The sequence below is a fragment of the Streptomyces griseofuscus genome (assembly GCF_014673495.1).
GTDB lineage: Bacteria > Actinomycetota > Actinomycetes > Streptomycetales > Streptomycetaceae > Streptomyces > Streptomyces murinus.
In genome coordinates, this window is record NZ_CP051006.1 from 130,070 (window position 1) to 149,491 (window position 19,422).

The following is a 19,422-nucleotide window of genomic DNA, read 5'->3' on the forward strand; positions in this document are numbered from 1 at the left end:
ATCACACCACCTCGGCCCCGACACGGCCCCGGGGCGTCGGTAATCGGCGACATCGCATGCGGATGAGGGCATGGGTGACGGCCCACCCGCGCGGATGGTCGCGCCGGCGGAGCATTCGCCACCGCATCGCCCATCGCGGGCCGAGCAGTGACCTCACAGGCACGAGCGGGCAAAACTCCAGCAGCCGGAAATTGTCTTCGCAATCTGTGCTTCGCCGGGTCCGGCGGCCTTGTCGTGCAATCCCGGCCGCTCCCCTCCCCCGACCGGCCCCTTGACCACCTGGTCTTAAGCCAGACCCGGTCCCGTGCGCTGGGTGTGAACAGCGTGACGCATGGGAAATGTTGGCGCGACACGCGGACGACGGACACGACCGTGGGTCCGTGTCGGCGGGAAGAGGGGAATGGGATGCGGTACTTCCGGCTGCTGGTCGCGGGCAACGCGATATCCGCCTACGGCAGTTATCTGAACATGGTGGCGCTGAACGTGTTCGTCTACGACGTGACGCACAGCGCCCTGGCGGCCGGGGTGTTCATGGCCGTTCGGCTGGTGTCCGGAGTGGCCTCCGGATTCGTGAGCGGACGCCTGGTGTCGTCGTTCGACCGCAAGCGGCTGATGGTCGGCGCCGACGTCTGCCAGGGCGCCGCCCTGGTGGTGCTCCTGCTGGCTCCGCACGGCGCCCGAGTCACCCTGCTGTACGGCCTTGCCCTTGTCACCGGCTGCTGCTCGACCCTGTCCCAGGTCGCACTGCGCAGCAGCGTGCCGGAGATCGTCGGCGCGGAGCACCGGACCCGGGCCAACGGACTGCTGGTCACCGGCCGCTCGCTCGCCATGATCGCCGGCTTCGCCTCGGCCGGTGTGGTGGTCGCCCAACTCGGCTACGGCTTCGCGTTCACCCTGGACGCCCTGACGTTCGCGGTCTCGGCGACCGCCCTCCTCCTGCTCCCGATCCGCACCAGGGCGGCCGCCCCCGGCTCGGTGGGCGAGGAGAGGACCGAGGGCGGCGCGAAGCCGGCCGGCGGCCGGACACGGCTGCTGGTCCGGCAGGTCGGTCCGGTGATCCTGGCGATGATCGCCGTGCGCGCGGTGGACGGGCTGGGGTCCTCCTCGCACAACGTCGCCCTGCCGGTGTACTCCAGCATGCTGAACCCGGCGCACCCGGCCACCTTCGTCAGCCAGTTCTGGGCGACCTGGGCGATCGGCAACCTCGTCACCCAGCAGGTGCTGGCGGTGCTCACCCGCCGCTGCGGGCGCACGCCCGGGGAACGCGCCTTCGCGCTGGGTGCCTGTGTGATGTCGGCCTGCTTCATCCTGGTGTTCTGCTCGCTGCCCACCCTCGCGGCCATCGCGGTCGCGCTGATCGCCGGGGGCGCCGACGGGTTCACCGAGGTGGTGTACGTCTCCCGGCTGCAGGCGGCGCCCGACGAGCAGCGCGGGCGCCTGTTCGGGCTCTCGGCCTCGGCCGAGAACGGCGGCTTCGGCCTGGGCATGCTGGTCAGCGGCGCCCTGATGGAGTCGTTCACCCCGCTGACGGTGGTGGCCTGGCTGCACGGAGTCGCCATCGTGCTCTGTCTCGCCCTGCTGGTCTGGCTGGTCGTCCGCGGCAGAGGGCCGGTCCCGCAGGAACTCGCGGCGGACGGATCCGAGCGGTTGCCGAGGACTGCCACGCCGGAGGGGTCCGGCCGATGAGCGGTTCCCCCGACCCCCGCATGGCGGTCATCGGCATGGCCTTCCGGCTTCCCGGGGCGGACACGCCCGAGCAGTTGTGGCGGATCGTCCGCGACGGCGAGATCCGCATCACGCACTTCGGCCGGGAGGAACTCGCGGCCGCCGGCGTGCCGCCGGAGCTGTACACGCGCGACGACTTCGTCGGCGCCTCGGCGATCCTGGACGACATCGCGGGGTTCGACGCCCGGCACTTCGGGATGAGCGCCCGGGAGGCCGAACTCACCGACCCGCAGCACCGGTTGTTCCTGGAGTGCGCGCAGCACGCGCTGGAGGACGCCGGCTACCCCGGCGAACGGGGCGGCACCCGGATCGGCGTGTTCGCCAGTACCGGCTACCACCTGTACTCCATGCAGAACTACCTGCTCAACAACGTGCTTCCCGACCGGGAGATGACCGACTGGCTGTCCAGGATGCAGGTCATGGTCGGCAACTACGCCGACTTCACCGCCACCCGGACCTCCTACCGGCTGGGCCTGACCGGCCCTTCCGTCAACGTCCAGACGGGGTGTTCCAGTTCACTGGTCGGCGTGCAACTGGCCGCGCAGTCCCTGTTGTCGGGGGACTGCGACATCGCGCTGGCCGGCGCCACCGCGATCCACCTGCCGCAGGTCCTCGGCTACCACTACGTCAAGGGTTCGATCCTCTCCAAGTCGGGCCGGTTACGGGCCTTCGACGCCACTGCGGACGGCACCGTCGGAGGCACCGGCGTGGTGGCCGTGGTGCTCAAACGGCTCGACCGGGCACTGGCGGACGGCGACACCGTCCACGGGGTCGTCCGGGGCTGGGGCGTCAGCAACGACGGCTCCCGGAAGCGGGCGTACACCGCGCCCAGCGCCGAGGGGCAGCGCGAGGCGATCCGCTACGCCCTCGCGCGGGCCGGGGTCGGCGCGGAGACCATCGGTTACCTGGAGACCCACGGCACCGGCACTCTCAAGGGCGACCCGATCGAGTTCGAGGGCGCGACCGCCGCCTTCCGCGAGGACACCGAGCGCACCGGCTACTGCGCGCTCGGCGCCGTGAAGGCCAACATCGGGCACCTCGACGTCGCGGCGGGGCTGGCCGGACTGGTCAAGACCCTCCTGGTGCTGCGGCACGGTGTGATCCCTCCGATGGCCGGGTTCAGCGAGCCCAACCCGCTGCTCGCCCTGGACGGCAGCCCGTTCCGCATCCCCCGTGAGGCCACGCCCTGGCGCCAGGGCGCCACCCCGCGCCGTGCGGGTCTCACCTCGCTCGGGGTGGGCGGAACCAACGTGCACCTGGTCCTGGAGGAACCCCCCGACCCCACGCCCCGCACCGCGCGCCACGCCGCCCCGGACGTGCTGCTGGTGTCCGGGAGCTCGGCCGAGGCCCTGGCCGACAACGCCCGCGCGCTGCGCGACCGGCTCCGGGAACGCCCTGCCCTGCCGATCGCCGACCTGGTGACCACCGCCGCGCTGGGCCGTACCCACGGACGTCACCGCGCCGCCGTGCGGGGCGACCGGCCCGGCGCGCTGGCCGAGGCGCTGGACGCCTGGCTGGAGGGCACGGACGCTTCGGCGGCCGGGCGCGCCACGACCGCGGCGGGGCCACGCGAGGGCGCGCCTCGGGTGGTGTTCCAGTTCACCGGCCAGGGCTCCCCGTACCCGGGGATGGCGGCCGCCCTCCACGACCGGTTCCCCGTCGTGCGGGAGGTGCTGGAGGTCTGCGACCGCGCCCACCGGCAAGAGACCGGGGACCCGTTGCTGCCGGTGCTCCTGGAGGAGGGGGCGGGCGTCCGGGAGGCGTTGCGGCGGACCGATCTCGCGCAGCCCGCGCTCTTCGCGCTGCAGTGCGCGCTGGTGCGGCTCTGGCATGAGGCGGGCGTGGTACCCGACGCGGTGACCGGTCACAGTGTCGGCGAGTACGCCGCCCTGTACGCGGCGGGGGCGCTGCCACTCGCCGACGGCCTGAGGCTGGTCACCGCTCGCGGCCGGCTGATGCGGCGGTTGTGTCCGCCCGGCGCGATGGTGGCGGCGGCGCTCGACCGCCCCGGCGCGGCCGCCCTCACCGCGTCGGTTCCGGGAGCGGAGCTGGCCGTGACCAACGGCGCGCGGGCACAGGTGCTCGCCGGGCCCGTCGCCGCGGTGGAACGTTTGTGCTCGCTGCTGGAGGCGCAGGGCACGCCGCACGAGCGGCTACCGGTGGACCGTGCCTTCCACACCGAGCATATGCGGCCGATGCTGGAGGCGTTCCGGGCCGTGCTGGAGGAGGTGCCGTTCACGCCGACGCGTCTGACGTTCGTCAGCGCGCTCGACGGCATCGCCCGTCCCGCCGGCTGGGTCCCCGACACGGACCATCAGGTGCGGCACACCAGGGAACCGGTGCGCTTCGACGAGGCGTTGCGCGTCGTCGGCGAGCGGTCGCCGGACATCCTGCTGGAGATCGGACCGCACACCACACTCAGCTCCCTGGCCCGGCGCGCCCTGCCGGACGTGCGCACGGCCCCGTCACTGCGCCGGGGCGACGGCCTGGGCGCGCTGTGGGGCGCGGCGACGGAACTGCACTGCGCGGGTGCGGACGTCCGCTGGGAGCTGTTCCTCGACGGCTGCGGCGGACGGAGGATCCCCCTGCCCGGCTACCGGTTCCAGCACCGGAACCACTGGACGGGGCCCCGGCCCGGGGCCCCGCAGGACGCGACGACCACAGGAAAGGAACCCGCCGTGGCAGCGGAGCAGGTACAGCGTGAGGCGCTGGTGGAGCAGATACTCGGCGCCATCGTGGAGTCGACCTCCCGGAATTTCGGTGAGGACCCCTCCGCGGTGGCAGGCGACACGCCCTTCTTCGACCTCGGGGCCGACTCGCTACAGATGATCAACGTGCTGCGCGAGTTGGAGAAGGAGTTCGAGGTCAAGGTCACCATGCGGGAACTGTTCGAGGAGACGGGCACGCCGCGACTGCTGGCCCGGCTCATCGCCGAGCGTGTCCCGGCGGGGGCGCTGACGGCCGCGGCGGGGCCGGCGCCGGCGGAGGGCCCCGCCCCGACGGACTCCCCGGCCTCGTACGCGCCACCCGCTCCCGCCCCGGCCTCCTCCGCGCCACCCACTCCCACCCCGGTCTCCTCCGCCCCGCCCGCTCCCGCCCCGGCCGCCGCCTCCGCTCCCTTCGTGCCCGCCCCGCCCGTCGCGGCACCGGCTCCCGTCACCGCGGCCACAGCTGCGGCCGCCCGTCCGGTCGCGCAGGGCGTCGTCCCCGCCCCGGCCGCCGGAGACTTCGTGACCCGCGGTGAGCTGGAGGAACTCGCCCGCCGTGTCGCGCAGTTGTCGCAGATACAGCTGCAGATGATGTCCCAGCTCTCGCAGTTGCTCGCGCTTCAGGCCGCCGCGGTGACGGGCCGGCCGACCGAGGTGGCCCGGTGAGCGATCTCGACGAACTGACCGCCTCCCTGGACCGCGACCTGGCGGCCATGACCGACCTGGCGGGGCACATCGCCGGCCGACTGGGCACACCCGCGTCCGCGCCCCCCGCCTCCGAGGCGCCGTCCGCCTCGCCCGCCGCCGAGGTGCACGGCCCCCGGGTGACCGTCGCCCCCGGTTCCGGCATGGTGCGGGACGCCTCGCCCCCGTCGCAGCGCGCCCATCTGGACGACCTGGTCCGTCGCTTCACGGCGAAGACCCCCACGTCCAAGAGCATCGCCGCCCGCCACCGGCGCGTCCTGGCGGACAGCCGCGCGGTCGTCGGCTTTCGCCGGGCCACCAAGGAGATGCTGTACCCCCTGGCGGGCAGCAATGCGAGCGGATCACGGCTGGAGGACGTCGACGGCAACTCCTACGTCGACATCACCATGGGCTTCGGCGTCCTGCTCTTCGGCCACGAACCCGACTTCGTCCGCGAGGCGGTCCGCGAGCACCTGGCACGCGGCATCCGGCTCGGGCCCCGCAGCACCGAGACCGGCGAGGCGGCGGAACTGCTGGCCGGACTGACCGGGATGGAGCGGGTCGCCTTCGCCAACTCCGGTACGGAGGCCAACGCCGCCGCCATCCGGCTGGCCCGCGCCGCCACCGGCCGGGATCGCATCGTCACCTTCCAGGGCGCCTACCACGGGCACGCCGACAATGTGCTGGGCCGCCCGTCCGGCGGCGGCGCCGTCCCCGTCTCCCGGGGCATTCCGCAGAGCGCCGTGGCGGACCTCACCGTGCTCACCTACGGCAGCGAGGAGGCGCTGGAGGCGATCGAGCGGGATGCCTCGCGGATCGCCGCGGTCGTGGTCGAACCGGTGCAGAGCCGCCACCCGGCCCTGCAACCGGTGGAGTTCGTCCGCCGGCTACGGGAACTGACCCGGCGGCACGGGATCGTGCTGCTCTTCGACGAGATGCTCACCGGATTCCGGCCCGCGGCGCGCGGCGCGCAGGAGCTCTACGGAGTCGTCCCCGACCTGGCGACCTACGGCAAGCTGATCGGGGGCGGCTTCCCGATCGGCGCCATCGCGGGCCGCGCGGACATCCTGGACGGTGTCGACGGCGGCTACTGGGCCTACGGCGACGACAGCACACCGCCGTCCGACACCACCTTCTTCGGCGGCACCTACCTCCAGCACCCCGTCTCGATGACCGCCGCGCGGGCCGTCCTGGGGCATCTCAAGGAGCACAGCCCCACTCTCCAGGAACGGCTCAACGCCCGGACCGCCGCCCTCGGCACGGGGCTCAACTCCTTCTTCGAGGAGGAGGAGTTCCCGCTGCGGGTACGGTGGTTCGGCTCACAGTTCCGCTTCGAGCATCACGCGGACATGGAGTTGCTATACCAGCACCTGCTGCTGCGCGGGGTGTACGTCTGGGAATGGCGCAATTTCTTCCTGTCCACGGCCCATACGGACGAGGACGTGGCCTTCGTCGCCGACGCGGTCCGCGGCTCCCTGCGCGAGCTGAGAGCGGCGGGCTTCTTCCCCACCCGCCGCCCCGCCGCCTCCGGGCAGGCTCCCCGCGCCACCGTGCCGGTGCTCGACTCCGCCTCCACCGCGCCGACGGCCCACCGAGGCTCCGCCACGCCGCCCGCCGTCGCGCCCGCCCCCGCCCCGGTACCCGCCCAGCCGCCGGCCCCCCGCCGTGTCTCGCCCTCCGCGCCTCCCCCGGCCGCCGAGCCCGTCTCGGCCGCCGCCTCCGTCCCGGCCGCACCAGTCCCGGCCGTGGCCGCGCCGCGCCCCGGCTCGGGAACCGAGGCGGAGACGGCGTCCGCACCCGCGTGCCAACGCCAAGTCCGCCGTCACACACCGGACTTCAGCCTCTACTTCTTCGGCGACTACCCCCAGCCCCCCGACGGCGACCGCGCGGGGCGCTACGAACTGCTGCTGGAGGCCGCCCGGTTCGCGGACAAGCACGGCTTCCACGCGCTGTGGATGCCCGAACGCCACTTCAACTCCTTCGGCGGGCTGTTCCCGAACCCCGCCGTGCTCGCCGCGGCCCTGTCCCGCGAGACGCGGCGGGTCCGCCTCAACGCCGGCTCCGTGGTGCTGCCGCTGCACGACCCGATCCGGGTCGCCGAGGAATGGTCGATGGTCGACAACCTCTCCGGCGGCCGCGTCGGCCTCGGCGTGGCGAGCGGGTGGAACGCCAACGACTTCGTCTTCTTCCCCGAGCGGTTCGGCCGCCACAAGGAGGAGATGTTCCGGCAACTGGAGGAGGTGCGCCGGTTCTGGCGCGGCGAGCCCCTGCTGCGTGCCACCGGAGACGGTGATCGCGAGGTCCGGCTCTTCCCCCGTCCGGTGCAGGACGCCCCGCCCATGTACACCGCCGTGGTCGGCAACCCGGCCTCCTACGAGCAGGCGGCCCGCCACGACCTCGGCATCGTCACCAACCTGATGACCCAGAGCGTCGAGCAGCTCGCGGAGAACATCGCCCGCTACCGCGACGCCCGCGCGCGGCACGGCCTCGACCCCGACGCCGGGCGGGTCGCGGTCCTTCTCCACACCTACCTCGGGGAGTGTCACGACACCACCCGCGCCGAGGCGTTCGAGCCGATGGCCCGTTACATGCGGGCGTCCTTGGCCCTCTTCAACGGGGTGACCAACAGCCTCGGGCACCAGGTCGACCTCTCCACCTTCAGCGACGCCGACCTCGACGCCCTCTTCCGGCAGGCCTACGGGCGCTACTGCGACCAGAGATCGCTGATCGGCACCGTGGAGGGCGTGCAGCCCGTGGTGGACGCGGTCGCCGCGGCGGGCGCCGACGAGATCGTGGCGCTTGTCGACTTCGGCGTCCCGCCCGCCCTGCTGCGGTCCGGGCTGCCGCACCTCGACGCCCTTCGGCGCCGCACCCGGCAGCGGGCCGCGGAGACCGAGGCACCCCTGTCCCCGGGTCAGGAACGCATCTGGTTCCACGAGAACCTGCTGCCCGGCCGCACCGCCTACAACGAGGTGAAGGCCGTCCGCCTCGACGGCCCTCTCGACACCGTGGCCCTGCACGAGGCGCTGCGCACGCTCGTCGCCCGGCACGCGAGCCTGCGCACCGTCTTCCGCGAGTCCGGCGGCGAACCCCGTCAGGTGGTCCGCGCGGCGGGCGAGCCGGACTTCGCGGTCGTGGACGGCGGGAACGACGGCGACGCCGCCGTCGCGCGCGTCCTGGCGGAGGAGAGCGCACGCCGCCACGACCTCGCCGAGGGCCCGCTGTTCGTCACCCGCCTGGTGCGCACCGGCCCGGACCGGCACGTCCTGGTCCTCTCCTTCCACCACCTGGTGGTGGACGCGGCCTCGGCGGCCGTGCTCAGCGGCGATCTCTCCGCCCTGTACCGGGCCGCTCGTGACCGCACGGAAGTCGAACTCGCACCCTTGACCTGGAGTTACGCCGAACACGCGGCCGAGCGGCGGGCTGCCGGGGACGGCCGCTCGGCCGCCGCCGACCTCACTCACTGGCGGAGCGTCCTGGGCGGTCCGCTGCCGGTGCTGGACCTGCCCGCGGACCGTCCGCGCCCGCCGGTGATGACCTCCAACGGCCGCGCCGTCTTCCGGACCCTGGACGCCGGACTGTCCCGAAGGCTGCGGGAACTGAGCCGCGCCAACCGGAGCACCCTGTTCATGACGCTCCTCGCGGGGTACGCCGCGATGCTGCACCGGGTCACCGGCCAGGAGGACATCGTCGTGGGCACACCCGTCTCGGACCGGCCGGAGCGTGCGAAGGGGCTGATCGGGTTCTTCGTCAACACCCTCGCCCTGCGTTTCGACCTCTCCGGCGACCCGTCCTTCCGCACGCTGCTGCGGCGGGTCCGGTCCGTGGCCCTCGACGCCTACGACCACGCGGGGGTCCCCTTCGAGACGGTGGTGCGGGAACTGTCCCCAGAACGCCGGACCGACCGTACCCCGGTGTTCCAGGTGCTCGCCGAATTCCAGCCGACCGAGCCCTTCCGCTTCGATCTCCCCGGTATCGCGGCCACCCCGCTGGACGCCGGCCCCGACAAAGCGCTGACCGACCTCACCGTCTACTTCACCGACCAGCCGCAGGGCATCCGCTGCCACCTCGAGTACAACAGCGATCTCTTCGACCCGGAGACCGTCGACGGCTTCTTCGGGGTCCTCGACGCTCTGCTCACCGCGGCGGCCGACGCCCCGGACACCCCGCTCTCCGCGGCGCTCCGGACGGCGGCGGAAGGCGACCCGGTACCGGAGAGCTGGGAGCACGGGGCGGAGCGTCCGGTGGACGCCACCACCCTCGACGCCTGGGTGGCACGCCGGGCCGGCGAACGGCCCGACGCGCCGGCGGTCCTCGACCGCGGCTCGGTGCTGACGTACGGCGAGCTGGACGAGCGCGCGAGCCGTCTCGCTGCCGCGCTCCGGGAGCAGGGCCCCCTCGCGGACGACCCGGCGGCGGTGGTCGCCGTCCGGCTGCCGCGTTCCGCGGACCTGGTCGTCGCCGCCCTGGCCGTGCTGAGGACAGGCCGCGCCTACGTGCCGCTCGACCCGTCCCTGGGCGCGGCGCGGGCGGCCCAGGTGATCGCCGAGTGCGGGGCCCGGGCGGTGGTGTGCCTGCCGGAGGCCGCGGCCGAACTCGGTCTGCCCGCCACGGTCGCCGTCGTACCGCCCGACGCGAGCCCCACGGGACCGGCCGGCGCCACCGTGTCCGGCGTCCCGGGGACCCGGGACGGCGCCTCCCCCTGCTGCGTCCTGTACACCTCTGGCAGTACCGGCGTGCCCAAGGGGGTGGTACTGACCCACCGGGGCCTCGTCGACCTCTGCCAGTGGCACCACCGGCGGTTCGGCCTCCGGGAGAGCGACCGCTCTGCGCTGGTCTCCAGCCAGAGTTTCGACGGCTCGCTGCTCGAACTGTGGCCCGCGCTGACGGCCGGGGCGTCCGTCGCCGTGGCCGACGACGCGGTCCGTCGCGACCCGCGCGACCTGGCGCGCTGGTACGCCGCCCACCGTGTCACCGTCGCCTTCCTCCCCACCGCACTCGGCGAGCAGGTGCTGCGCCTGCCCGCCGGGGACCAGCCGCCACTGCGGGTCCTCATGCTGGGGGGCGAGGCACTGCGCACCAGGCCGCGCCGGGAAGCGCCCTACGAGACCGTGAACATCTACGGGCCCACCGAGACGACCGTGCTGTGCACCACCGACACGGTCGCCCCGGACGGCGAGGGCCCCGTCCCGATCGGTCGGCCGGCCGACAACGTGCGCCTGCGGGTGGTGGACGAGGCGGACAAGCCGGTCCCGGTCGGCGCGGTCGGTGAGCTGTTGGTGGGCGGACCGGGGCTGGCACTCGGCTATCGCGGGCTTCCCGATCTCACGGCCGAGCGCTTCACGGCCGACCCCGTCGGCGGGGACAGGGCGGCCGACCGCTTCTACCGCACGGGTGACCTGGTGCGATGGACGCCCCTGGGGCGGCTGGAGTTCGTGGGGCGCCGCGACGACCAGGTCAAGATCCGCGGTTTCCGGGTCGAGCCGGAGGAGGCTGCCCGCGCGCTGAACGAGCTGACCGGTGTGGCCCGCGCCGTGGTCCTCGGGCTGCGGCGGGAGAACGGTGAGGCGTATCTCGCCGCGTACGTGGAACCCGACCGCGCGCTCGGCGACGACCGCCCGCAGCGGGAGGCGTTCGCCGGGCGTCTGGCAGCGGAGCTGGCCGCACGTCTGCCGGACCATCTGGTTCCGCGCGCCTGGCGGATCGTCCCGGTGCTCCCGCTGACCGGGACCGGCAAGCTGGACCGCGACGCCCTTCCCGCGCCCGACCTGGTCACCCCTGCCGCCCGGCCCGCGAGCCCCGCCGGATCCGCGCGCCCCGCGGTGGTCGCGAAGGCCACCGAGCCGGTGCACCCCACCGAGCACGGAACGACCGGGGACCACGGCGAGCGCGGCATCATGGAGAGCGGACGGACGCCCGGCACGGACAGACGCGGCCAGGTCGAGCGGCGGCTGTGGGAGTTGTGGGCCCAGGAGTTCGGCCTCGCACCCGAACAGCTCGGTGCCGACGCGCATTTCTTCGACCTCGGCGGCCACTCGCTCAGCGCCATGCGGCTGGTCAACCGGGTCCGCGAGGAGTGGGGCGACGACTACCCGATGGTCCTCTTCTACCAGGAGCCCACCCTCGGCGCGATGGCGGCCCGCCTCACCGGGAGTGGTGCCGCCCCCGCCCTGCGCGAGGGCCCGGCCACCGAGACGCAGGCCCGGTTCGCCGAACTGCACGCCGTCCACGACCGGCCCCAGGTGTTCAACGTCGGTCTGCGCGTCACCTTGCGGGGACCTCTCGACGAGGACGCTCTGCGCCGCGCCCTGGACGGGCTGGTGGAGCGTCACGAGGCGCTGCGCACGCGGCTGGTGCGCGACGGCGAAGGCGCCTGGCGGCAGGAGGTGCTCGCCCCTCGCCCGGTGGACTTCCCGGTGGAGGACCTGACCGGCCTGTCCGGTCCGGACCGCGAGGCCGCACTGCGCCGGGCGGCCGAGCGGGCCGCCGAGACACCGCTGGACCCCTCTACCGGGGAGGTGCTGTCCGGCAGGCTGCTGCGCGCCGGGGAACAGGAGCGGACCCTGCTGCTGGTGCTGCACCACTGCGCCTGCGACGGGTGGGCGGTGAGTCTGCTGCTGCGCGAACTCGCCGTGCTCTACCGGGCCTTCCTGGACGGCACGGACCACGGGCTGCCGTCGGCGCCCCAGCAGATCGAACACGCCCACCGCGAGGCCGAACGGGACGCCGCCACCTTCGGGCGCCGGCTCGAGTACTGGCTGCGGGAGCTGGACGGGGCGGACTTCTCGGCGACCGTGCCACCGGACCGGCGACGCCCCGAGACCCTGAGCGGGCGGGGTGGCGTGGTGACGTTCACGGTGCCGGCCGAGGTGCGGGCCGACGTGCAGCGGCTGGCCGCGCGGCGCGGCACCACCCCGTTCGCGGTGACGGCGGCCGCCCTCGGCCGCACGATCGCCGGGGAGGCCGGCGCGGCCGACGTCCTGCTGAACATCTCCTACGCCAACCGGGAGAGCAGTGCCGACGAGGCGCTGGTGGCCTGCACGGTCACCGGGTTCACCCTGCGGGTGAGGGACGCGGCCGCTGGTCCCTTCGCCCACCTGGTGGACCGGGTGTCCCTCACAGCGCTGCGGGGCATGGACCACGCCTTGCCGGCCCGACGCATCGCGCCCGCGATGCGCGAACGCACGGGGGCGGAGATGCCGGCGATGCTGCCCCTCGGGTTCGCCTACCAGAGTTCGCTGGACACCGGATTGTCCCTCCCCGGGGTCACCACTTCTGTCGAGGACCTGGCACCGGCCGCGGCACGTTCGGAGTTCATCGTCGTCCTCACCCCCGCAGGGGATGTGCTGGAGGGTGCCGTGGAGTACTCCGCGGATCTGTGGGACCGGGAGACGGTCGAGTCCTGGACCGGCCGGTACCTCGGGGTCCTGCGGAAGTCGGTGCGGGAGGCGCTGGACGGCTGACGCCGCCCGGGGTGCCGGCCACGGGGGTGAGTTCCTTTCGCGGAACTCACCCCCCTGCGGCACGACGGCTGCCTCGGTGTCGTCTGCCCAGACCCTGGGCCGTAGCCATCCCGCGACACGGGGCTCGCCGCCAGCGCCTGTTGTACGCCGGGTCGCGCCTCTTCATCTCGGCGTCTACAGGGAGATACGTGGCACCGCAAAGCGGGGGCGTTCAGTCCAGAGCAGCGAGCACTGCCCCTGCCGGTTTCGGCTTATGGCGCACCGACCTGACGGGGTGTCGGCTCGTGCCGCTGTTCCCCCGTCGGAACCACCGTGGTGACCGCTGACGGCGGCTACCGCGCCACCCTCCCGGAGGCGGCCCACCGTGAAGGACGCCGCACAGGCGACGAGCCACGGTGAAACTGGATGGTGGTCCCGGACCGTCTCTGGTAGTCGACGCCCTCAACGCCCGCACCACCGACCACGACTTCACCGGATTGGCCCTACTACGACCACGGAGCCACCTCAGATGATCCGATCGGCTGGCGCGGCGTCCACGTCCCCCTTCACACGGCGTGCCTGGCCCACCTGGAGGAGGCTGATCACACCGCCTGCCTGGCCGCTCTGGTACAGCTGCCTGCTGCCGACATCGACCACCGCGGCACTCTCTTCACCGACGAGCTGTCGAACGAACGGCTGACCGCGCTCACAGACCCCGCTACGGGCCGTCCCCGCTTTGGCCAAGCAAACTTCGAGCAGGCGACGTTCAGCGGTGACGCCGTGCTCGAAGGGCCGAAGTTCGACGGCGATGCCTGATTCCGTGGCGCGGAGAGATCGGTGGCATCGCCGATTTCGGCGGGGCGACGTTCAGCAGCGATGCTTCGTTCCGCGAGGTGGGGTTCACAGGCGGCGCCTGGTTCGGTGGTGCGGAGTTCCGCGGCGACGCGAGGTTTTTCAATGCCGAGTTCGAACGCGCCACAGGGGTGGGGCCGTTGGTCTGCACAGGGACGCTGGATCTGTCTGAATCAGTGTTCCAGGCCGCCGTGCGAGCAGCGGGGCCTGCTTTCGCGCCTCGATCTCCTCGATCGGCTGCCCGGGCACGGTCGCGCGTCGTGCCGTGTCCGGGTCTGCGCCGTCGTCCAGGAGGTGCCGCTCGATGCGGTCGGCGTCCGGGTGTCAGTAGGGCGTGTATCGAGAGCGCGGACAGGCCGGCGGGGTGGTGCCCCTGCCGGGCCCGTCCGCTCTCTGCTAGAGGTCGAGCTGATGCTGGTGTGCCGTGTGGGTGGGTGTGTAGCCGAGACCGTCGTTGATCTCTCTCATGTGCGTGTTGCTGTCGGCGGTGTCGGTCAGGAGGCCGCCGAGCTCCGGGTAGCCCCTACTGGCCTGTCGGATCGACTCGGCCTTCATCCACCGGCCGAGGCCGTGACCACGATGCTCGGGCAGCACAGCGGTGCCGTAGTGCTGGCCGTCACCTGCGCCGTTGCCGGGGACGACGAGTTCGGTGAACCCGGCGATTGAACCGTTGGAGGTGTCGATGGCGACGACGGTGTGCAGGTGGTCGCCGCGCTGTTCGACGGCCTTCGCCGCGGCCCGCACGCGGTCCACGTCCCAGGTCACAATGCCCCAGTCGCTGTCGTCCGTGGGCATGTCGTCCATGGCGCGGCGTGAGGCGGCGAACGTCTGGGCGAGGTCGTCGGGGACGGTTCCCTGCCATGACGTCAGCCGGTAGCCGGGATGCGGACGCTCGATGATCTCGGTGAGGATGGCGGTGTCCACGTCGGCCAGCGGCAAGCGGGTGTACCTCAGGGCGAGGACTTTCCGGAAACCGCGCGCTGCCAGGAAGTGGTCGCCGGGCGATCCGGCTTTTGCCTGTGCGACAACGCGGCGTCGGGCGTTGCCCCGGGCGGTGGCCACGGCGGTGTCGAGGAGCCGGGAGCCAACGCCCCTGCGGCGCTCCGCGGGATGAACATGGAGGTCGTTCGACCTCGGCACAGCCGGTGAGGATGCCGACCGCCGCCTTGTCGTCGGGGCCGAGGTCGCGTGCGAGGCGACCTCGACCGACCACCCCGCCCACGGATACTTCACGGACCGGTACACCTGTGTGCTCGACACGGTCGCAGCTCAGGTCCGCGCGTTCCAGACCAGGGACTCTTCCGCCCTGACCTTGACGCCGAGGCGGAGGCGGCCTGGTTCGCGGCCTTGTGGGACGGGCTTCAATCACATAGGGCACGGTCTCAGCCGCTCGACCTGGGATGCCCGACGGGGGCGCCGAAGTACTGGGCGATCGCCTCGGCCCGACCCGTAACACCGAACTTGCGGTATACGGAGTGCAGATTGTTCTTCACCGTGCGCTCCGCAATACCGAGTGTGCGACCTATCTGACGGTTCGACATTCCGGTCACCAGTAGATGGAAAACCTCATTCTCGCGGTCCGTCAGGGATTCGATCCTGTTGTCGGGCAACAGGGATTCAGGGACGGACGAGTCGGAGCCCGGCTGACGCTCCTGAACCAGGATCTGTAACAAACGAACGATTTCATTGACATCCCGGACCAGCGCCCGGAGACTGCACGCGATTTCCTGGCAGCAGAGTTCTTCTTCGTCAGGCATGACGTCGCCCCCGAGGGATGAGTCTGTTGCTCACACACGGGTCAGCGGCATTGACGCCGATATGCGGGACAGACAGAGCCGTTATTCCCTGGTTCGCGTAACGGGGAACCCACGATCCGGTCAGCGTTGGTTGCCCAGTGGACGTCCACCTCCGCGCCACGTCTCTGCCTCTTCGTCAGGCCGCCCACACCACCGGTGCGCCAGCGCCCCTGTGGCACCTGGAACCACCCGATGGCACTCCTTCGTACGTGCCGGTCTGTGGCTCATTATAAGCGGGATTGCCGAGCCTTTACGACGGCACGGGTGAATAAGCGACCAAAGGACCTGGTGCCGTATCGAAGGTACCTAATGCTTCACTGTTTCCGGGTACGAGGCGCGGGCACTCGCGGCTGCATCGAACAAAGAAGGAAAATCACTGACGAGGGAATTCATGGATACCGGTCCCGCATCTGCTGCAGCACGGTTACTCTTCGAACAGGAGCAGATCATCAGGCAGCGTGACAACGCATTGCTGCGCTCAGCACGTGACGGCCGGGTAGGCCGACAGGATCTTCGCCGCATGGTGCAGGCCGACCAACTGTGCCTGGAAACCGAGACAGTGGCCTATGCGGTACTTCTTGCCCGGTTCCCGAGTGGACCGGCTGCTGATCTCTTCACCGGGCTGAACGCTGCCCTGCGCTCGCTCAAGCCGAGCCTCGACCGATGCGCGAGGGCTCTGGACTCGTCACCCTCCTCCGCTCTCGACCCGTCAAAGGACGCCAACGCGTTCGCCTTCCCCAGGGCGGTTTCCTGGATGTGCCTGCACGCCGGACCCGTCGAGGCCGCGCTGGCACTGCGTTCTGACTTCGCGGCCTACGCACGGGAGTCCCGGGAACTCCTGCGGACGCTGACCGACAATGACATCGAGGTGCCCGAGGCATTCCGTGACCACTACAGCCTGCCGACACCCACGGAGCTGCTCGACCTTGCCGCCGCCGTCGTAGAGGACGGCGTCCGCAAGGGTGAGTCACCTGACCGCGCCACTTCTGTCGCCGACATGCTGCTGGCCGGCCTCGACGGCTTCTGGCTGTTCGCCGCCGGTGCGCGCCGAGCACCGTCCGCGGTCGCCGCAGGCCCACGAAGTCGGCAGGGGTGACTGCCGTGCGCGTAGGAATAGCGGGCGGCGGGATCGCGGGTCTGACGCTGGCCTGGTTACTTGGCGAGAGCCACGAGGTGCTGCTGCTCGAAGAACGGCCAAGGCTCGGCGGGAACGCGGAGTCCGTCCAGACGACCGTACGAGGCGGTACCTGTGTCGTCGACCTCGGTGTCAGGGAGACACCCGTAGAGTCGTCTCCGCTCTGGCGGCACATGGCGGCGTCAGTGGGTATTCCTGCGGGGGATCTGGTGGAGACCACGTCCTCTCGCGTGGTGTTCCGCGAGCGCGAGCGCTCAGCCCTGTGGGTCTCCGCCGCAGGCCCCACCGACACGGTGCGGCCGGTCACGGCCGGCGGCCCGGCGTACCGGGCCATGGCCCGCTTCGCCGAGGAATCCGCGCGGTGGGAGGCGGAGGGGATGTCCTGGGACCTCACGCTCGACGAGGTCCTGAACTCCTGGTCGCTGCCATCGTCCTCGGTGGAGCACCTCCTGTGCGCACTGCCGGCTTCGCTCCACGGCTGCACACTGGACGAGGTACGGAGCCTGTCCGCGCGGGCGGTAGGGGCGACCCTCACCCCACCGGACGCGGTTCCCCGGACGACGTACCTGCGTTTCGGGGCCACGTCCCTCGTCCACGGACTCGCTGCGGGCTCCCCTTCGGTCAGGATACGACTGGGCACCGGCCTGCTGGCGGTGCGCCAAGCAGGGACGGGCTTCGAACTCGTGGACGGAGCCGGGGCCGTTCACCCGGTGGACGCGGTGGCCCTGGCCCTTCCGGCGGACCGTGCCCTGACCGCACTCTCCGGTCTGGCAGGCACGAGTGCCTGGCAAGCCGCGCTGAACTCCGTCGCGTACCGGAAAGTGACCTACGTCCTGCACCGCGACCCGTACGGGATGCCCGAGGACCGGCACCTGTGGTCCGCCGGCAACACGACCGTGGACGAGCACCGGAGTCAGACGACGACCTGGTATGGCCCCTCGCTGGGTGTCGACCTGTTCGTCAGTCAGGTCGATCACCGCAGCGGGCGGCCGCGCGAGGAACTCGCCCGCTCCTCGTTCCGGACGACTCTTCCCACCCCGGCGGCCTGCCGGGCGCGGCAGCGGCTGGGCGAGATCGAAGCCGGGCAGCGCCTGCTCTTTCTCGGACATTGCACGACCCCGGTGGAAACGCAGGAAGCGGCCATGAGATCGGCTCTGGCCGTGGCACTTCACCTCGCGCCCCGCGGCGCACGGCCGCGGAGGCTGCGCGACTACCTGGAAGGCGGATGACTGATGCGGCATGGCAGCAGTACCACGTATTCCCGGGCTCAGGTGGCCCGGCAGGTGATCCCTTGCATCGACGTGCGCGACGGCGTGGCGACCGACCCGTCCGGAATCCCCGGTCTCGCCGATCCCCTCGACGTCGTAGGCATCGCCGTCGGCTACGCGCACGACGGGGCCGGCCAGTTGTTCCTGGATGTCGTCGACCCCTGCGCTGCCGTCGGCTACCTGCCGGACCTCCTGCGCGAGTTGCACAAGACCGGTCTGGAACTGCTCGTCTCCGTGCAGCACGGAGTCTTGCCGTCGCCTGCGGAGTGTGAGGACTTACTGTCCGCGGGCGCGGACGCGCTCTCGGTCAGTACCAGTATGGTCGAGGAGCCCGACCGGGTGGCGGACGCGGTCCGCCTGCTCGGGGGACGACGGTTCGTCGGCGTCGTGAACTGCTCCGGGGACCGGCAGCGGGGATGGCGGGTGCTCGTCCACGGCGGCGCCACCCGCACAGCCGCGGACGCGCTCACGGTGGCCCGTCGGTTCGGCGAGCTGCGTCTGCGCGCGCTGCTCGCCAACAACGTGGACCGTGAGGGCACGGGCATCGGTTACGACCTGGATCTGACTCGCGCCACCGCCCGCGTGTCCCAACTCCCGGTCATCGCCTCCGGCGGCGCGGGCTCCGCGGGGCAACTGGCCGACGCGCTGTGCGGCGGCGACGCCGCCCACGTACTCGTCAACAAGGTCGTCCACAGCGGCCGGGAGACGATCGGTTCGCTGAGCGAGGAACTGTGCCGACGCCTCCACGGGGAAGCGGGCTGATCGTGCGGGCCTTGGCTTTTCGCGAATACGGCGAACCTTCCCATGTGCTCCGCCTGTTGGACCTTCCACGGCCCGAACCGGGGCCGGGTGAGGTGCGGGTACGGCTCTCCGCCCGCCCGGTCAACCCCTCGGACCTCCTGTTCGTCCAGGGATCCTACGGTCGCGACGCACGCTTCACCCTGCGACCGAACGGTGGCGGCCAGGAGAGCGGCTGGGCTGTCGCCGGGTTCGAGGGCGCAGGCATCGTGGACGCTCTGGGCCCCGGTACGAGCGGCCCTGTACCAGGCACCCTCGTGGCGGTCTCCGCCACGGGGACCTGGCAGGAGCACGTCTGCGTACCCGGCACCTCGGTGATCCCGGTCTCACGCGGCGTTTCCGCCGAGGCCGCCTGCCAGCTCACCGTGAACCCCTTCACCGCCCACCTGCTCGTGCGTGACATCGCCCTCGGCCCCGGCGACACGCTGCTCCTCACCGCGGGTGCCTCCGCGGTGAGCCGAATGGTGATCCGCCTGGCGAGCGAGCGCGGTGTCCGGTGCTTGCCCGTGGTCAGGCACCGCGAGCAAGCACGCGCGCTGACCCGCCCGGGTACGCGGCCCCTGACGGTCGGCTCCGCCGACGCTCTCCCCGGGGCGGTGCGCGGCGCCCTGGAACACGGCCGAGTGGACGCGGTGCTGGACGCGGTCGGTGGGGCTCTCGGCACCGCGGGGCTACGGTGCCTGCGTCCCGCCGGGCGGTTCGTCTCCTACGGCATGCTGTCCGGTCACCCCCTCCTGGTGCGTCCCGACGACCTGGTCTTCCGACAGGTGAGCATCAGCGCTTTCTGGTTGCCCGCCCGTATGGAGCGTCTGGGCGAGCGCGAGCTGAGCACCCTCACCCGGCAAGTCCAGGAAGCCGTCGTGCGTGGCCTGCCCGGCCTCGATGTCGCGGAGCGCCGTGACCTCGCGGACTTCCAGTCCGCACTCGAACGCACGATGCGGCCCGGACGCGGCGGAAAGGTCGTGCTCACTGGCTGATCACGACCGCTCCCGCACGCGCCGACCGGACCTCTCA

The 19,422-nt window shown here is 72.0% G+C and carries 11 protein-coding genes; 8 read left to right on the forward strand and 3 right to left on the reverse strand.

Annotation, left to right across the window (positions count from 1 at the left end; all coding sequences use genetic code 11):
• Window positions 1–405 precede the first annotated feature (405 nt).
• The 3 genes from HEP81_RS00675 to HEP81_RS00685 are packed head-to-tail and all read left to right on the forward strand — an operon-like array spanning window position 406 to window position 12,580.
• Window positions 406–1,686 (forward strand): MFS transporter, encoded by a 1,281-nt coding sequence (locus HEP81_RS00675; protein WP_051850635.1) that lies wholly within the window; start codon window positions 406–408, stop codon window positions 1,684–1,686.
• Window positions 1,683–5,099 (forward strand): type I polyketide synthase, encoded by a 3,417-nt coding sequence (locus HEP81_RS00680; RefSeq protein ID WP_037662899.1) that lies wholly within the window; start codon window positions 1,683–1,685, stop codon window positions 5,097–5,099. Before HEP81_RS00675 ends, HEP81_RS00680 begins: the two co-directional genes overlap by 4 nt.
• Window positions 5,096–12,580, forward strand: coding sequence for a non-ribosomal peptide synthetase (locus HEP81_RS00685; protein ID WP_037662897.1), 7,485 nt, complete (start codon window positions 5,096–5,098; stop codon window positions 12,578–12,580). Before HEP81_RS00680 ends, HEP81_RS00685 begins: the two co-directional genes overlap by 4 nt.
• 504 nt (window positions 12,581–13,084) lie before the next feature.
• Here HEP81_RS00685 and HEP81_RS42075 read toward each other — a convergent pair.
• Window positions 13,085–13,216 carry a hypothetical protein gene (locus HEP81_RS42075; protein ID WP_274599474.1) on the reverse strand — a complete coding sequence of 44 codons (132 nt, stop codon included), beginning with the start codon at window positions 13,214–13,216 and terminating at the stop codon, window positions 13,085–13,087.
• 185 nt (window positions 13,217–13,401) lie between these two features.
• Here HEP81_RS42075 and HEP81_RS42280 point away from each other — a divergent pair, with 185 nt between their 5' ends.
• Entirely contained in the window at window positions 13,402–13,869 is a 468-nt protein-coding gene (locus HEP81_RS42280; RefSeq protein ID WP_338058768.1) for a pentapeptide repeat-containing protein, read from the forward strand.
• Here the strand turns inward: HEP81_RS42280 and HEP81_RS00695 are convergent.
• Window positions 13,808–14,551: a GNAT family N-acetyltransferase gene (locus tag HEP81_RS00695; protein ID WP_037662896.1), complete on the reverse strand. Its 744-nt coding sequence runs from the start codon at window positions 14,549–14,551 to the stop codon at window positions 13,808–13,810. The two genes, HEP81_RS42280 and HEP81_RS00695, sit on opposite strands and share 62 nt — an antisense overlap.
• Before the next feature lie 242 nt (window positions 14,552–14,793).
• A complete protein-coding gene (locus HEP81_RS00700) occupies window positions 14,794–15,168 on the reverse strand; it encodes a helix-turn-helix domain-containing protein (RefSeq protein ID WP_078967726.1) in 375 nt (124 codons plus the stop codon).
• 430 nt (window positions 15,169–15,598) lie between these two features.
• On the opposite strand from HEP81_RS00700, the gene HEP81_RS00705 reads away from it, so the two are divergent.
• Genes HEP81_RS00705 through HEP81_RS00720 form a run of 4 tightly spaced genes read left to right on the forward strand, consistent with a single transcriptional unit; the run spans window position 15,599 to window position 19,385 of the window.
• A complete protein-coding gene (locus tag HEP81_RS00705; RefSeq protein ID WP_157854644.1) occupies window positions 15,599–16,303 on the forward strand; it encodes a hypothetical protein in 705 nt (234 codons plus the stop codon).
• A 5-nt stretch (window positions 16,304–16,308) separates the two neighbouring features.
• Window positions 16,309–17,571, forward strand: coding sequence for an NAD(P)-binding protein (locus HEP81_RS00710; RefSeq protein ID WP_157854642.1), 1,263 nt, complete (start codon window positions 16,309–16,311; stop codon window positions 17,569–17,571).
• A gap of 54 nt (window positions 17,572–17,625) precedes the next feature.
• Complete coding sequence (locus HEP81_RS00715; RefSeq protein ID WP_157854640.1) at window positions 17,626–18,372, forward strand: HisA/HisF-related TIM barrel protein; 747 nt, start codon at window positions 17,626–17,628, stop codon at window positions 18,370–18,372.
• Between the two features lie 56 nt (window positions 18,373–18,428).
• Window positions 18,429–19,385 (forward strand): zinc-dependent alcohol dehydrogenase family protein, encoded by a 957-nt coding sequence (locus HEP81_RS00720; RefSeq protein WP_157854638.1) that lies wholly within the window; start codon window positions 18,429–18,431, stop codon window positions 19,383–19,385.
• The last annotated feature ends 37 nt before the right edge of the window (window positions 19,386–19,422 follow it).

Excerpts from the sequence above, each read along its gene's own strand:
- HEP81_RS00675 (WP_051850635.1), top strand. The coding sequence starts at position 406 with ATGCGGTACTTCCGGCTGCTGGTCGCGGGCAACGCGATATCCGCCTAC.
- HEP81_RS00705 (WP_157854644.1), top strand. The coding sequence starts at position 15,599 with ATGGATACCGGTCCCGCATCTGCTGCAGCACGGTTACTCTTCGAACAG.
- HEP81_RS00700 (WP_078967726.1), bottom strand. The coding sequence starts at position 15,168 with ATGCCTGACGAAGAAGAACTCTGCTGCCAGGAAATCGCGTGCAGTCTC.
- HEP81_RS00680 (WP_037662899.1), top strand. The coding sequence starts at position 1,683 with ATGAGCGGTTCCCCCGACCCCCGCATGGCGGTCATCGGCATGGCCTTC.